General features: G+C 69.6%; 14 protein-coding genes. 9 read left to right on the forward strand and 5 right to left on the reverse strand.

The window, feature by feature from the left end:
- Positions 1 to 4 precede the first annotated feature (4 nt).
- Together IE231_RS10305 and IE231_RS10310 are read left to right on the forward strand one after the other, a co-directional pair.
- Entirely contained in the window at positions 5 to 904 is a 900-nt protein-coding gene (locus IE231_RS10305; RefSeq protein ID WP_201896909.1) for an ABC transporter permease, read from the forward strand.
- A 60-nt stretch (positions 905 to 964) separates the two neighbouring features.
- Positions 965 to 2,068, forward strand: coding sequence for an ABC transporter substrate-binding protein (locus tag IE231_RS10310; RefSeq protein WP_201896910.1), 1,104 nt, complete (start codon positions 965 to 967; stop codon positions 2,066 to 2,068).
- 62 nt (positions 2,069 to 2,130) lie between these two features.
- Here the strand turns inward: IE231_RS10310 and IE231_RS10315 are convergent, their stop codons facing one another.
- Both IE231_RS10315 and IE231_RS10320 read right to left on the reverse strand, forming a co-directional pair.
- Positions 2,131 to 3,129, reverse strand: a complete 999-nt coding sequence (locus IE231_RS10315) for an aldo/keto reductase (protein WP_189693886.1) — start codon at positions 3,127 to 3,129, stop codon at positions 2,131 to 2,133.
- 85 nt (positions 3,130 to 3,214) lie between these two features.
- Entirely contained in the window at positions 3,215 to 3,862 is a 648-nt protein-coding gene (locus tag IE231_RS10320; RefSeq protein WP_189693887.1) for a trimeric intracellular cation channel family protein, read from the reverse strand.
- Positions 3,863 to 3,917: 55 nt separating this feature from the next.
- On the opposite strand from IE231_RS10320, the gene IE231_RS10325 reads away from it, so the two are divergent.
- A complete protein-coding gene (locus IE231_RS10325) occupies positions 3,918 to 5,021 on the forward strand; it encodes a glutamate--cysteine ligase (protein ID WP_189693888.1) in 1,104 nt (367 codons plus the stop codon).
- A gap of 42 nt (positions 5,022 to 5,063) precedes the next feature.
- Here the strand turns inward: IE231_RS10325 and arfB are convergent, their stop codons facing one another.
- On the reverse strand, positions 5,064 to 5,522 hold the full coding sequence (arfB, locus tag IE231_RS10330; RefSeq protein WP_189693889.1) for an alternative ribosome rescue aminoacyl-tRNA hydrolase ArfB: 459 nt from the start codon (positions 5,520 to 5,522) through the stop codon (positions 5,064 to 5,066).
- Between the two features lie 132 nt (positions 5,523 to 5,654).
- On the opposite strand from arfB, the gene IE231_RS10335 reads away from it, so the two are divergent.
- The 6 genes from IE231_RS10335 to IE231_RS10360 all read left to right on the forward strand — a co-directional run bounded on the left by IE231_RS10335 (position 5,655) and on the right by IE231_RS10360 (position 11,820).
- Positions 5,655 to 7,385 (forward strand): dihydroxyacetone kinase family protein, encoded by a 1,731-nt coding sequence (locus IE231_RS10335; protein ID WP_189693890.1) that lies wholly within the window; start codon positions 5,655 to 5,657, stop codon positions 7,383 to 7,385.
- A 42-nt stretch (positions 7,386 to 7,427) separates the two neighbouring features.
- Positions 7,428 to 7,886: a ribose-5-phosphate isomerase gene (locus IE231_RS10340; RefSeq protein ID WP_189693891.1), complete on the forward strand. Its 459-nt coding sequence runs from the start codon at positions 7,428 to 7,430 to the stop codon at positions 7,884 to 7,886.
- A gap of 2 nt (positions 7,887 to 7,888) precedes the next feature.
- Positions 7,889 to 8,713, forward strand: coding sequence for a triose-phosphate isomerase family protein (locus IE231_RS10345; RefSeq protein WP_229866689.1), 825 nt, complete (start codon positions 7,889 to 7,891; stop codon positions 8,711 to 8,713).
- The gene (locus IE231_RS10350; RefSeq protein ID WP_189693893.1) at positions 8,706 to 9,431 is read left to right on the forward strand and encodes a GntR family transcriptional regulator; all 726 of its coding nucleotides are present in this window, start codon (positions 8,706 to 8,708) and stop codon (positions 9,429 to 9,431) included. Before IE231_RS10345 ends, IE231_RS10350 begins: the two co-directional genes overlap by 8 nt.
- Positions 9,432 to 9,629: 198 nt before the next feature.
- The gene (locus IE231_RS10355; RefSeq protein ID WP_229866691.1) at positions 9,630 to 10,946 is read left to right on the forward strand and encodes an MFS transporter; all 1,317 of its coding nucleotides are present in this window, start codon (positions 9,630 to 9,632) and stop codon (positions 10,944 to 10,946) included.
- A gap of 148 nt (positions 10,947 to 11,094) precedes the next feature.
- Positions 11,095 to 11,820, forward strand: coding sequence for a GntR family transcriptional regulator (locus IE231_RS10360; RefSeq protein WP_189693894.1), 726 nt, complete (start codon positions 11,095 to 11,097; stop codon positions 11,818 to 11,820).
- A gap of 89 nt (positions 11,821 to 11,909) precedes the next feature.
- Here the strand turns inward: IE231_RS10360 and IE231_RS10365 are convergent, their stop codons facing one another.
- Together IE231_RS10365 and IE231_RS10370 are read right to left on the reverse strand one after the other, a co-directional pair.
- A complete protein-coding gene (locus IE231_RS10365) occupies positions 11,910 to 13,286 on the reverse strand; it encodes an MFS transporter (protein WP_229866693.1) in 1,377 nt (458 codons plus the stop codon).
- A 195-nt stretch (positions 13,287 to 13,481) separates the two neighbouring features.
- Positions 13,482 to 14,249, reverse strand: coding sequence for an SDR family NAD(P)-dependent oxidoreductase (locus tag IE231_RS10370; protein ID WP_189693896.1), 768 nt, complete (start codon positions 14,247 to 14,249; stop codon positions 13,482 to 13,484).
- Between the last annotated feature and the right edge of the window lie 14 nt (positions 14,250 to 14,263).

A 14,263-nucleotide genomic window follows, 5' to 3' on the forward strand; every position in this document is an offset into this window, starting at 1 on the left:
CACTGTGAGCATTCAGGAGAAGCAGCAGCCGGCACCGCCCGTCGGGCCCGAGCCGAGCCCGGCGGCCGCCGGCAGGGCCGCACATCGGCGCCGGACCATCTGGATCTGGGTGGGACGGATCGCCCTCGCCGTCGTCATCATCGGCGGATGGCAGCTCTGCACCAACGTGAAGCCCGACGGGAAGCACCCCCTGGTTGATCCCTTCTTCTTCGGCATGCCGACGCAGATCTGGGACAGCCTCGTGACGCTCTTCACCAACACGGAAGATGCCTCATTCGGTTCGATCTGGGAGAACATCTGGGTCACGGGCCAAGAGGCGGTCCTCGGGTTCCTCCTCGGCACGCTCGTGGGGATCGTGCTCGGTCTGCTCCTCGGCTCGAACAAGTACCTCTCCGCGGTGGTGGGCCCGTACATCCGGATCGTCAACTCGATTCCCCGGATCATCCTCGGCTCGATCTTCATTGTCGCGTTCGGCCTCGGAACCTTCCCGAAGGTCCTGCTCGCGGCTGTGCTCGTCTTCTTCGTGGTGTTCTTCAACGCGTTCCAAGGCGTCCGTGAAGTCGATCAGAACCTGGTCGCGAACGTCCGGGTCCTCGGCGCCTCGCCGCTCCAGGTTGCGATCCACGTGACCATTCCGTCCGCGATGACCTGGATCATCGCGAGCCTCCACACGGCCTTCGGCTTCGCGATCATCGGCGCGCTTGTGGCCGAGGTGCTGGGTGCACAGCAGGGGCTCGGCCTCATCATCAGCCAGGCCCAGGGGAAGTTCGACCCGGACACCGTCTTCGCTTGCATGATCATCATCGCGGTTTTCACACTCGTGGCCGAATTCCTCATCGGACTTCTCGAGCACATGCTCCTCAAGTGGCGGCCCGTCAACAAGTCTGAGGCCCAAGCCATCTGACCGGATATCTGTCCCAATCCAGCAATTCCCCACATTGATTCACAAAGGATGCGTAAAACAATGATGAAGCGCAGCATGTTCGCAGCCGCCGCCGTCACCGCGGTGGCGCTCAGCCTCACCGCGTGCGGCGGCTCCGGCGGCTCTACCTCAGCGGCCGCGAGCGGCTCGGGCTCCTCCGGCCCGATGCCCACCGTGAAGATGATGATCGGCGGCATCGACAAGCAGATCTACCTCCCCTACAAGCTCGCGGAGCAGCTCGGCTACTACAAGGAGCAGGGCGTCGACATGCAGCTCTCCACCGAGCAGGACGGCGGCGTCGGCGCCGAGGACGCCATGGTCTCCGGCCAGGTCGACATGTCCGGCGCCTGGTACAACCACACGTACGACTTCCAGCTCCAGGGCAAAGACATCATCAGCGTCGTCCAGCTCTCCGGCGCCCCCGGTGAGCGCATCATGTGCAGCCCCAAGGCCAACGTCCACTCGGCCGCCGACATCAAGGGCAAGAACATGGGCGTCACGGACCTCGGTTCGGGCACGGATACCCTCACGCAGTTCATCGCGTCGAAGGCTGGACTCAAGGCGGGCAAGGACTACAAGACGGTCAAGGCGGGGGCCGGCGCAACGGCGATCGCGGCCATCAAGAACGGTCTGGCCGACTGTGTCATGACCACGCAGCCCACTGTCACGGCGATGGAGAACCAGGGGGTGGCCGATTCGGCGATCGACCTTGCGACGACCGACGGCGCAACCAAGGCTGTGGGCGGCAACTGGCCTGCGGCGAGCGTCATCGCGAAGAAGGAATGGGTCGACGCCAACAAGGACACCGTCCAGAAGGTTGTCAACGCCCTGGTCAAGACGATGCACTGGATCAACACGCATTCGGCTCAGGAGATCGCGGACAAGCTGCCCTCCGACTACGTCCAGAACAAGAACATCACGAAGGAGGACTACGTCAAGGCGCTCACCGCGGACAAGGCCCAGTTCCTCCCCGACGGCCTGATGCCGGCGGGCGGTCCGAAGACGATCGCGGACATGTTCACGACCCTCGGCAAGGACGTCTCGAAGATCAAGTACACCGACACCTTCGACAACAGCTTCGCCACCAAGGCGAACCAGACGCTCGGCGAGAAGACCACGACGACGCCGGCCGGTGCCGACGGCTGATCCTCCCGAGCACCCCAGTGGCCCGCACCGGCGAAGCGTCGGTGCGGGCCGCCGTCGTGCGCCTACCCGTTGTCGATCGAGCTCATGTCCCCGTACCGGGACCCCTTGACGGCGTCCTGTGGGACGGCCGCTGCGAGGGCCTCGAGCTCGGCGTCCGTGAGCACAATGTCGCGGGCTGCGGCGTTCTCCTCGAGGTACTCGACCCGCTTCGTGCCGGGGATGGGCACCACGTCGTCGCCCTGGGCGAGCACCCACGCGAGGGCGATCTGCCCCGGGGTGACGCCCTTCTCGGCGGCGAGGGCCTTGACGTTCTCGACGAGGCGCAGGTTCGCCTCGAGCGCCTCGCCCTGGAAGCGCGGGAAGTAGCGGGAGGCGCGGGCGTCGCCGTCCTGTGCGAGGGAATCGGCGGTGAGCCGCCCGGTGAGGATCCCGCGGCCCAGCGGCGAGTACGGCACGAGGCCGATCCCCAGCTCGCGGATGGTCGGCAGGATCTCCGCTTCGAGGTCACGGGTGAAGAGCGAGTACTCCGTCTCGAGCGCCGTGATGGGATGGACGGCGTGCGCGCGGCGGATCGTGGCGGGGGAGGCCTCGGAGAGGCCCAGGTGGCGCACCTTGCCCGCGTCCACGAGCTCGGCCATGGCCCCGACCGTGTCCTCGATCGGGGTATTCGGATCCACCCGGTGCTGGTAGTAGAGGTCGATGTGGTCCACGCCGAGCCGCTGCAGCGATGCGTCGCAGGCCTGCCGCACGTACTCCGGGCGTCCGCTGATCCCGAGCCGCTCCCCGTTGGGCCCGCGCACGTTGCCGAACTTCGTGGCGAGCTGCACCTCGTCCCGGCGCCCCGCGATGGCCCGGCCCACGAGCTTCTCATTGGTGAACGGGCCGTACATGTCCGCGGTGTCCAGGAAGGTGATGCCGAGGTCGAGGGCGCGATGGATGGTCGCGAGGCCCGCGTCCTCGTCGGGGGTGCCGTAGAACTCGGACATGCCCATGCAGCCGAGTCCGAGGGAGGATACGGCGAGGGGGGAGTCGGTGCCGAGGGTTCTGGTCTTCTCAGTCATCCTCCCAGCCAACCCCCTCAGGGCGCCCCCGCGTCAAGGGGAAGCACCTGTGGAATGCCTGCATGCATGCACGACGCCGGGTGGTTCAGTCTGCGGCGTGCCGCTCGGCCTGGTGCCGGCTCGAGGCAGCGAGCGGGACGCTCCAGCGGAACTTGAGGGCGAGGATCCGCACCGCGAAGACCACGACGGCCACGACGAACCCGGCCGCGGTGGAGTAGAGCCCGAGCGTCCAGAGCGCCGCCACGGCCCCGGCGCCCAGCATGGCCGGCACGGCGTAGAGGTCGTGGCGGTCGAACAGCCCCGGCCGGACGTTCGCCACGGTGTCCCGCAGCAGGCCGCCGCCGATCGCTGTCACGGTGCCGAGCAGCGCGGCGGAGACCGGGTTCACCTTGTAGCTCAGGGCCGTCACGGTGCCGGTGATGCAGAACAGGGCCAGGCCCGCGGCGTCGAACGTCAGCAGGGTGCGCCGCGCCTTCTGCACCGCGGGCACGAGGAAGTAGACCACGAGGGCCGCAAGCGCGGGCGGCGCGAGGTAGATCGGTTCGGCGAAGGAGTTGGGGAACCGGCCGAGGATCAGGTCGCGGATCACGCCACCGCCGATCCCGGTGAGCGAGCCGAGAAGGAGCGAGCCGAGGATGTCGAACCCCTTCTGCACCGCGAGGAGGCAGCCGGAGACGGCGAAGAAGAACACACCCAGCAGATCGAACGCGAGGGACCACGTGGCTGAATCCATGGCCACAGCCTAGAAGAGGAGCCTTGGGCTGCGCCGGGACTGACACAATGGCCGCATGCGCACCTTTGGGGTGGAGGAAGAGCTGCTCATCGTCTCGGCCGAGACCGGTGAGCCGCTGCCGCTTGCGGAGCGGATCCTCGCCGTGATGGGCCGGCCCCGGGACGTGGACCAGGAGTTCAAGCTCGAGCAGATCGAGACCCAGACGCAGCCGTGCCTCACCCATGAGGAGCTTCTGGGCCAGCTCTACCAGGGCCGGCGCGCCCTGGACCTCGCGGCGCGCCAGCTGGATGCACGCATCGCGGCGCTCGCGACTTCCCCGCTGAGCGCGGCCACCCATCTCACCCCCGGGGAGCGGTTCGCCCTCATGGCCGAGGAGTTCGCGATCACCTCCCAGGAGCAGCTCACGTGCGGGCTGCACGTGCATGTGGCGGTGGAGTCCCCGGCGGACGGCGTCGCCGTCCTGGACCGCATCCGGGAGTGGCTTCCGCTCCTGGTCGCCCTCAGCGCGAACTCGCCGTTCTGGCGCGGCGCCAACACCGGGTACGCGAGCTTCCGCACCCAGGCGTGGAACCGCTGGCCCACCTCCGGCCCCCAGGAGGTCTTCGGGACCCTCGGCGCGTACCGCGCGCTCGTGGACTCCATGGTGGCCACCGGCGCCATCTCCGACGAGGGGATGGTCTACTTCGACGCCCGCCTCTCGCACTGGCACCCCACCGTCGAGGTCCGGGTCGCAGACGTGTGCCTCGACGCCTCCGACTCGGCCCTCCTCGCCGTGCTGGTCCGCGGCCTCGTGGAGACGGCGGCGCGCGAGGCAGCCCGCGGGGTGTTCCCGTCGGGCGCGCCGGCGGCCGTGCTCCGGCTCGCGGCCTGGCGCGCGAGCCGCGCGGGCCTGAACGGATCCCTCGTGCATCCCCGGCAGGGGCGCCCCCTGGCCGCCGCCGATGCCGTTGCCGCTCTCCTGGCCCACGTGGCCCCGGTGCTGCGCGAGTCGGGCGAGCTCGACGGCGCCGAGCGTGCCCTCAAGACCCTTCAGGCCCGCGGTCCCGGCGAGCGGATGCAGCGTGCGGTCGCGTCCGACGGCGAGGGGCTGGCCGCCGTCGTGAGTGCCGCCGTGGATGCCACGCAGCACCGCAATGGCGGGTGGGACACCGGAGCCTAGGAGCCTAGGCCCCGAGGACCGTACTGAGGAGCGGCACCGCCGTCATGCCGGGGGCGGGAGGCGGCGCCTGGCCGACTTGATGTCCGCCCGGCGCTTCTTGGACTCCAGCCGCCGCAGCTGCGAGCCGCGGGTCGGCCGAGTGGGGCGCCGGGCCGGACCGGGCGGGAGGATCGCCTCGGAGAGCAGGCCGACGAGCCGCTCCCTCGCGTCTTCCCGGTTCCGCAGCTGCGACCGCTCTCCGGACGCGACAATGCTGACGCGCCCTCCCACGAGCCGGCCGGAGAGCCGTGCGAGGATCCGTTCGCGCTGCGTCTGGGAGAAGGCCGCGCTCGCGCCGGGGTCGAAGAGGAGCTCGACGCGGCTGTCGGTCGTGTTCACGCCCTGCCCTCCGGGGCCGCCCGAGCGGCTGAACCGCTCGACGAGCTCGGCGGCCGGGATCACGATCCCGTGCCGCGCGCCGGGCTGCGGCGGGATCCGAAGGTCTCGGCCGCGGATGTCCATCGGGCCATTCTCGCGCACCGCACGCGTCACACCCGAAGGCTTGTGATTCCCACCACCCCTCAAATATCCTATAGGAAAGAGGTCAGCTGCAGAGGGCCTCCACGTCTGGACCCATACGTCGAGGAGAAGCACATGACCCGGCTCTGGAATGACCCGGCCGCCTTCGCGGACGACATGGTGGACGGGTTCGTCCGCGCCAACGGCCGCTGGGTGCGGAAGGTCACCGGCGGCGTCTCGCGCTCCACCCGCTCGCCCGAGCCCCAGGTCGCCCTCGTGATCGGCGGCGGCTCCGGCCACTATCCGGCCTTCGGCGGCCTCGTGGGCCCCGGGCTCGCCCACGGTGCGGCGATGGGGAACCTCTTCGCCTCGCCGTCCGCCCACCAAGTCGAGGGTGTCATCCGGGCCAGCGAGCAGGGCTGCGGCGTCCTGCTGAGCTTCGGCAACTACGCCGGGGACGTCCTGCACTTCGGCGCGGCCCAGGAGGCCGTGCGGCAGGCCGGCATCGACTGCCGCACCGTGACCGTCACCGACGACATCTTCAGCGCCCCGCCCGCGGAGGCCGAACGCCGCCGCGGCATCGCCGGCGATCTGACCGTCTTCAAGGCCGCGGGCGCCGCTGCGGCCCAGGGGTCCCCCCTCGACGAGGTCGAGCGCGTGGCCATCGCCGCGAACGCCCGAACCCGTTCCATGGGCGTGGCCTTCACGGGCTGCACCCTTCCGGGGGCGGAGGAGCCCCTCTTCACCGTCCCTGACGGCAAGATGGCCGTGGGCCTCGGCATCCACGGCGAGCCCGGGATCGACCTCACCGACATCCCCAGCGCCGACGGCCTTGCCGAGCTCTTCGTGGAGCGGCTCCTCGACCCCGCCGAGATCCCCGAGGGCGCGGCGGTCCGGGGCGGCCGCGTGGTGCCCATCCTCAACGGCCTCGGCTCGGTCAAGAACGAGGAGCTCTACGTGGTCTACGCGCGGGTCGCGGACCTCCTCGAGGTGGCCGGGCTGACCCTCGTGGACCCCCAGGTCGGCGAGTTCTGCACGAGCTTCGACATGGCCGGCGCCTCCCTCACGCTCTTCTGGGTCGACGACGAGCTCGAGCGGCTCTGGCTCGCGCCCGCCGACACGCCCGCGTTCCGGACCGGGTCCATGGACACCTCGGCGCTCGAGTCCGTCACAGCAGATGGCGGGGAGGCCGCGGAAGCCGAGCTCCCGGCGTCGTCCGAGGAGTCCCGGCGGGCCGCCGCCCTCATCGCGCAGGCGCTCGCCGCCGTCCGCGACCTGATCGGCGAGCAGGCCGCTGAGCTGGGCCGCATCGACGCGATCGCGGGCGACGGCGACCACGGCATCGGCATGCAGCGCGGCACCGTCGCCGCCGCAGAGGCCGCCGCCGCACTGGCCGAACAGGGCGCCGGCGCCGGAAGCCTCCTCGCCCGGTGCGGCGATGCGTGGTCGGACCGCGCCGGCGGCACCTCCGGCGCCCTGTGGGGGCTCATCCTCAGCACGGTCGGCTCGCATCTGGGAGACACCGAACTCCCGACGCCGGACGCCGTCGCCGCCGGGATCAGCGCCGCCACAGGCGCCGTCATGGACTACGGCAAGGCCGCCGTGGGAGACAAGACCATGGTGGACGCCCTCGTGCCGTTCGCGGACACGCTCGCCGACAGGGTGGGTGCCGGCGAGAGCCTCGCGGACGCCTGGAAGCACGCCGCGAGGGCCGCCGCCCACGCCGCGGAGGCGACCGCCGAGCTCATGCCAGGCATGGGCCGCGCCCGAGCGCACGGGGCCAAGTCCCTCGGGACCCCGGACCCGGGAGCGGTCTCACTGGCCCTGATCGTCGAGCGCGTGCACCCGGTCCTCGCGGCCGGCTGACCGCGGCCTCAGAAACACGAACACTACCCAGAAGGAGCACGCATGCCCGCATGGCGCATCGTGGTCGGCTCGGACGACGCCGGCTTCGACTACAAGGAAGTCATCAAGAAGGACCTCGAGGCCAATGATCTGGTCGCCTCCGTGGCCGACGTGGGGGTGGATGCCGAGGGCCACACCAACTATCCGACCATCGCCACCTCCGCGGCGGAGATGGTCGCGCGCGGCGAGGCGGACCGCGCCATCCTCCTGTGCGGCACCGGCCTCGGGGTGGCCGTCGCGGCGAACAAGGTCAAGGGCATCCGGGCGGTGACGGCGCACGACAGCTTCTCGGTGGAGCGCAGCGTGCTGTCCAACAACGCCCAGGTGCTCTGCATGGGCCAGCGCGTCATCGGGATCGAGCAGGCGCGCCGGAACGTACGCGAATGGCTCACCTACGTCTTCGACGAGGCGAGCGCCTCGAACGACAAGGTCCGCGAGATCTGCAGCTACGAAGGGCTGTGAGGGTGAGCGGATTCCCGCCCTTCCTGCTCGGGACGAGCACCAAGATGTACTTCACCCACGAGCGGACCCTCGCGTGGTGCCGGTCCGTTGCGGAGATCGCGCGCCGGCACCCGGCCGTGCGCTCGGGGACCGCGGGGCTCTTCGTGGTCCCCGGCTACCTCTCGGTTCCCGCGGCGGTCGAGACGCTCGACGGCGCGGCGATGGTCGGCGCCCAGGACCTCGCCACCGAGGACTTCGGCCCGTTCACCGGCGAGGTCAGCGGGGCCCAGCTCGCCGAGATCGGCTGCACGCTCGTGGAGGTGGGGCACGCCGAGCGGCGCCGTCTCTTCGGGGAGGACGACGCCGTGGTGCGCGCCAAGGCGGCCGCCGCCCTGCGCAACGGCCTCATCCCGCTCGTGTGCATCGGCGAACCGGAGAGGCTGGAGCCGCGGGACGCGGCCGCGGAGTGCATCCGGCAGGTCGACGACGCGCTGGCCGCCGGAGCGTCCGGCCCGTCCGGCCCCGTGGTCGTCGCCTACGAGCCCCAGTGGGCCATCGGTGCGCCGGAGCCGGCGGACCCGGACTACATCCGCGCCGTCTGCCGGCCCCTGCGCGAGCATGTGCGGGCCTTGGCCGGACGTGAGAGCGCTGCCGTCATCTACGGCGGCAGCGCCGGCCCGGGCCTCCTGACGCGGATCGCGGACTCGGTGGACGGGCTGTTCCTGGGCCGCTTCGCCCACGATCCGGCCGCCGTCGAGGCGGTTCTGGACGAGGTGTGGGCGGTGGCGGGCGTGGGGGTCGGTGGGGGTGTCGCTGGTGGTGTCGGTGCAGGAGGCGCTGATGTCTGAGACGGTCTATCCCCTGGCCGGGGTAGCTGCGCTGGAGCGCAGGGGGCTCCGTGACCGTGTCTACGACCTGGTGCTGGACATGCTGATGACGGCGGACCTCGCGCCGGGCACGCGGTTGTCGATCGATGCGATCGCGCGGGATCTGAGGGTATCTCCGACGCCCGTGCGTGAGGCGCTGGTGCAGTTGGAACGGACTGGCCTGGTGGTCCGGGAGGCCCTGAAGGGGTACCGGGTGGCCCCGCCGCTGGCGGCGGAGCATCTGGAGGCGCTCTTCGATGCGCGGCTGGTGCTCGAGGGGGGCGCAACGGATCTGGCGGCGCGTCATGCCGACGGGCTGGTGCCCCGGCTGGAGCAGGCGCTGGCGGACCACATCGCGATTTCCCACGTGGTCGACGAGGCCGTGGACCTGGGGGAGAAGCTCTCGGTGGGGCTGATCCGGGACTACTTCGCGGTTGACTGGAACTTCCACCATCTGATCTTCGAGGGGACGCAGAATCCCTTCCTGCTGGACATGTCCGAGGCGATTTCCACCCGCGTGCACCGGATGCGCCAAACGGTCAAGTCCGGTGTGAGCGACGCCGATGACGCCGTGCTCGAGCATGGGGCGATCCTCGAGGCCTTCCGTTCGGGCGAGAAAGACGCGCCGGGGCGGGCGATGCGGGACCACATCGAGCGGGTCCGTGAGCGGGCCCGCAGGGACGTCGCCGCCGACTCCTGACCCACCGCGCACGACGCGGGCCGGTCACCTTCAGAACGTGACCGGCCCGCGTCGTGCGGCGTCGTGCTCTCCCGAACGCGGGGGCCGACCCCCCTGGCGCCGCTGTCCTCACCCTGAAAAGAAACCTTGACAGTGATCCGGATCACCCCCTAGCGTGGATGAGGGGGGATATATCCTATAGGAAACAGGGAGGCTATCGTGGCGCAGGCTGTCCACGAGACCGTGGGTAGGAAGCGCTGGACGCGCTTGATCCCCGTGGCCATCATCGTCTACATCATCTCGTTCATGGACCGGACCAATATCGGGTTCGCCCTGAACGGGCTCCACAACGATCTCGGGATCGATGCCGCCCAGCAGGGCCTCGCCGCCGGGATCTTCTTCATCGGCTACCTGACCCTCCAGATACCGGGAGGCCACCTCGCCGAACGCTGGAGCGCCAAGAAGTTCGTCGGGATCATGATCCTCGTCTGGGGCGTCCTGGCGGTCCTCGGCGGCTTCATCCAGAACTTCACGGAGCTGCTGGTCGTCCGGTTCTTCCTCGGCGTGGCGGAGGCCGGAATCTGGCCGGCGATCCTCGTGCTCATCAGCCACTGGTTCCCCGCGGCAGAACGCGCGCGGGCGTACGCCTTCTGGATGATGAACATCGCCATCGCCTCGATCATCACGGCGCCGCTCTCGGGGTGGATCCTCTCCTTCTCCGACTGGCGCTGGCTGTTCATCATCGAGGGCATCTTCCCGTTCGTGATCGCGGCACCGATCTGGTGGTTCCTCATCGCCGACCGCCCGCGCGACGCGAAGTGGCTCTCGCCCGAGGAGCGCACCTACATCGAGGAGGGGCTCGCCGCTGACGAGGCCGCCGCCCCGCACCACGAGCACGTCAGCATCAAACACGTGTTCTCCAACGGCGCTGTCTGGCGCCTCACACTCGTCTACTTCCTCATCCAGATCGGCTTCTACGGCCTGAACATCTGGCTGCCGAAGGTCGTCAAGACGATCACGTCCGGCTCCTCCATCGAGGTTGGCTTCGTGACGGCGATCCCGTACGTGCTGGCCATGTTCGCCCTCTGGTACAACGCCAAGGCCGCGGACCGCTCGGGCCGCTACTCGACGCATGTGCTGCTCTCCATGGCCGTCGGCGCCGTGGCGCTTGTCATCTCGGTGGCAACGGGCAGTGCGATGCCGATCATCGCTGTCGTGTTCATCAGCATCGCGATGGCCGGCGCGCTCGCCTACGACGGGCCCTTCTGGGCCTCGGCCTCGCGTGCCATGCCCGTAGTTGTCGCGGGCAGCGCCATGGGCCTGATCAACGCCGTCGGAAACCTCGGCGGCTTCGTCGGACCGTACGTCGGAGGCTTCCTCCAGGACGTCACCCACGGCAGCTTCATGGCGACCTCGATCTTCCTGGCCGCCTGCCTCCTCGCTGCGGGCCTCGTGATGCTCTCGCTCCGCAAGCGCGGAGACCGGCCGACGACGGTCGCCGCCTCCCGCGAGGTCCCCTCCGACCGGCCGAGCTGACGCTCGCAGGGTCCCGAGGAGAGTCTCGAGGAGCCCGCGCAGGGCTGATCACTTCATAACCGGCGCCCCCGCAGTGTCCGTCACCGACGGCGCTGCGGGGGCGTTCGCGTGGGCGTGGCTGGTACTATCGGGTGCGCAGGAGGCGCCCATGTCTGAGACCGTCTATCCTCTGGCCGGGGCTGCCGCCCTCGAGCGCAGGGGGCTCCGTGACCGTGTCTACGATCTCGTGCTGGACATGCTGATGACGGCGGATCTGGCTCCCGGCACCCGTCTGTCCATTGACGCGATCGCGCGGGATCTGAAGGTGTCTCCGACGCCCGTGCGTGAGGCCCTCGTGCAGTTGGAGCGGACCGGCCTGGTGGTCCGCGAGGCCCTGAAGGGCTATCGGGTGGCGCCGCCCTTGGCCGCGGAGCATCTGGAGGCGCTCTTCGATGCGCGGCTGGTGCTCGAGTGCGGCGCGACGGAGCTGGCGGCTCGGCATGCGCAGGAGCTCGTGCCGTTGCTCGAGCAGGCGCTGACGGAGCACATCGCCATCTCGCATGTGGTCGACGAGGCGGTGGACGAGGGCGAGAAGCTTTCGGTGGGGCTGATCCGGGACTACTTCGCGGTCGACTGGAACTTCCATCACCTGATCTTCGAGGGCACCCGGAATCCCTTCCTGCTCGACATGTCCGAGGCGATCTCCACCCGCGTGCACCGGATGCGCCAGACGGTGAAGTCTGGCGTGAGCGATGCGGACGAGGCCGTGATCGAGCACGGCGCAATCCTGGAGGCGTTCCGCTCCGGGGACGGCGCTGCCGCGGGGCGGGCGATGCGGGACCACATCGAGCGGGTCCGTGAGCGGGCCCGCAAGGACGTTGCCGCCGCCTCCTGACCCACCACGCACGACGCCGGCCGGTCACCTTCTGAAGGTGACCGGCCGACGTCGTGGGTTCCACCGGTGTGCGGCGCGTGCCGCGCGTGTCAGTGGACGGGAGCGAACTCCTCCTCCTCGAGCAGCTCGTCCGACTTCGCGCCCTTGAAGAACTTCGTCGCGAAGACCATCGCGGCGGCGAGGAAGGCGAAGACGCCCAGGGACACGACGCCCCACTCGCCGCTCTTGGTCGGCATGGCGTCGTTGAACGCCGTGCGCATGAGCGGAGCCACGAACCCGCCGAGGTTGCCCAGGGAGTTGATGAGGCCGATCCCTGCAGCCGCTGCGGCGCCCGTGAGGAAGGCGGTCGGGTAGGCCCACGTGATGGGACCGACCGTGAGGAAGCTCGCGACGGCCAGCGTGATGAACACGATGCCGAGCAGCGGCTGGTTGTTCGCACCGGCCCAGGCCGAGCCGAGGATGAACACGCCCGTTCCGATGTAGAGCAGGCTGCCCCAGTTCCTGCGGCGCGCCACCGTGTGCGCGGCCTTGCCGAGGAAGTAGCAGGCGAACAGGCCCACGAGCCACGGGATGGCCGAGACGAGGCCGACTTCCCAGCCGACCTTCTTGCCGAGCAGGCCGGCCACCTCCTGGGGGAGGTAGAACGTGGTTCCGTAGACGGCGATCTGGAGGGCGAAGTAGATGACCGTGAAGTACCAGACCTTCCAGTTGGCCATGGCGCGCCAGATGCCGCTGGGGCCGTCCTCAGTGCGGGCCCGGTCTTCGACCGCCATCGCGTTCGAGAGGGCGAGCTTCTCCTCGTCGTCGAGGAACTTGGCCTTCGCCGGGCTGTTCGTGAGGAGGAACAGGGCCGCAATGCCGGCCACGACGGCGAGCAGGCCCTCGACGAAGAACATGACCTGCCAGCCGCGGGCAAAGCCGAGGGAATCGCCGAAGCTGATGAGACCGCCCGAGAGCGGGGCGCCGATCATCTGCGAGAACGGCTGCGCGAGGTAGAAGATCGCGAACATCTGCACGCGGACCTTGTTGGGGAACCACTCGGACAGGAACATGATGACGCCCGGGAACAGCCCGGCCTCCGTGACGCCCAGGAGGAAGCGCAGCACGTTGAACATGACGTCATCGGTGGTGAACGCGAAGGCGGCAGCGACGATGCCCCACGTGACCGAGATGCGCGCGAGCCAGAAGCGGGCGCCGAAGCGCTTGAGCAGCAGGTTGCTCGGCACCTCGAAGATCGCGTACCCGATGAAGAAGATTCCGGCGCCGAGGGCGAACGCGGCGTCGCCCACACCGCGGTCGGCCCTGAGGGCCGCCTGCGCGAAGCCCACGTTGGTCCGGTCGAGGAAGGCGACGAAGTAGAGGATGACCAGCATCGGCATGAGGTGCCGTGCGGCCTTCGAGATGGCGGATTTCAGCGCGATGTCATGCGCCGACGGCGCGACCGTCCGCTGGGCGGGGAAGGACACGGCAGCTCTCCTTTGAGGTGAACCCATGGGGGGTTGGGGTGTCGTGATTAAGTTGTCGGATGGAGCGGGGAAGGGAGTGCTAGTGGCCGTGGAGGAGCGTGACGACGCCGACGGCGACGAACACGATCCCCACGGCCAGGAACGCGAGACGGGATCTGGACCAGGGGCCGAGGAAGGACTTCACGAGGGTGCCTCTCACTGCATGTAGAGGCCGCCGTTGACGTTGAGGGTCTGTCCGGTGACGTAGCCGGCGTCCTCGCTGATGAGGTAGGCGATGGCCGCGGCGATGTCCCGCGGGGTGCCGATGCGCGGCAGCACGCCGTCGGCCGCCATCTTCTCCTTGCGCTCCTCGGTGAGGGTACCGCCCATGATGTCGGTGTCGATCGGGCCCGGGGCGACGACGTTGACCGTGATGCCGGCGAGGCCGAGCTCGCGCGCCACGCTCCGGGAGAAGCCGATGATGCCGGCCTTCGCAGCGGAGTACGGAGTCTTGCTGTACGTGCCCCCGCCGCGCTGCGCCGAGACGGAGGACATGCTCACGACGCGTCCCACGCCGTTCTTGACCATCGACTCGACCGCGCGGCGGGTCGCGTAGTGGACCCCGCTGAGGTTGATGTCCAGCACGCGGTTCCACTCGTCCGCCGTGACCTCGAGGTATGGCACGGGCGAGGAGATGCCGGCGAGGTTGACGAGGGCCACGAGCTGGGGCAGCTGGCCCTCGAGCTCGTCGAATGCGGCGCGGACCTGGGCCTCGTCGGAGACGTCGGCACCGGCGCCGGCGGCCTGGACGCCGTGCTCGGTGGCGATCTCCTCGGCCACGCGCTTGGCGGCGTCGGCGTCGAGGTCGATGATGCCGATGTTCCAGCCGCGCTCGGCCAGATAGTGGGCGGAGGCGCGGCCGATGCCGCGCGGGGAGGCCGCGCCCGTCAGGATGACGGTGGGCGATGCGGGGAAGTCAGTCATGGGGTTCTCCAAGG

This window comes from Sinomonas cellulolyticus, assembly GCF_014656475.1.
Taxonomy (GTDB): domain Bacteria; phylum Actinomycetota; class Actinomycetes; order Actinomycetales; family Micrococcaceae; genus Sinomonas; species Sinomonas cellulolyticus.

What these genes read in the sequence shown, in the direction of transcription:
- IE231_RS10310 (WP_201896910.1), top strand. Translation starts at nt 965, where the DNA reads ATGATGAAGCGCAGCATGTTCGCAGCCGCCGCCGTCACCGCGGTGGCG.
- IE231_RS10315 (WP_189693886.1), bottom strand. Translation starts at nt 3,129, where the DNA reads ATGACTGAGAAGACCAGAACCCTCGGCACCGACTCCCCCCTCGCCGTA.
- IE231_RS10320 (WP_189693887.1), bottom strand. Translation starts at nt 3,862, where the DNA reads ATGGATTCAGCCACGTGGTCCCTCGCGTTCGATCTGCTGGGTGTGTTC.
- IE231_RS10325 (WP_189693888.1), top strand. Translation starts at nt 3,918, where the DNA reads ATGCGCACCTTTGGGGTGGAGGAAGAGCTGCTCATCGTCTCGGCCGAG.
- arfB (WP_189693889.1), bottom strand. Translation starts at nt 5,522, where the DNA reads ATGGACATCCGCGGCCGAGACCTTCGGATCCCGCCGCAGCCCGGCGCG.
- IE231_RS10335 (WP_189693890.1), top strand. Translation starts at nt 5,655, where the DNA reads ATGACCCGGCTCTGGAATGACCCGGCCGCCTTCGCGGACGACATGGTG.
- IE231_RS10340 (WP_189693891.1), top strand. Translation starts at nt 7,428, where the DNA reads ATGCCCGCATGGCGCATCGTGGTCGGCTCGGACGACGCCGGCTTCGAC.
- IE231_RS10350 (WP_189693893.1), top strand. Translation starts at nt 8,706, where the DNA reads ATGTCTGAGACGGTCTATCCCCTGGCCGGGGTAGCTGCGCTGGAGCGC.
- IE231_RS10360 (WP_189693894.1), top strand. Translation starts at nt 11,095, where the DNA reads ATGTCTGAGACCGTCTATCCTCTGGCCGGGGCTGCCGCCCTCGAGCGC.
- IE231_RS10370 (WP_189693896.1), bottom strand. Translation starts at nt 14,249, where the DNA reads ATGACTGACTTCCCCGCATCGCCCACCGTCATCCTGACGGGCGCGGCC.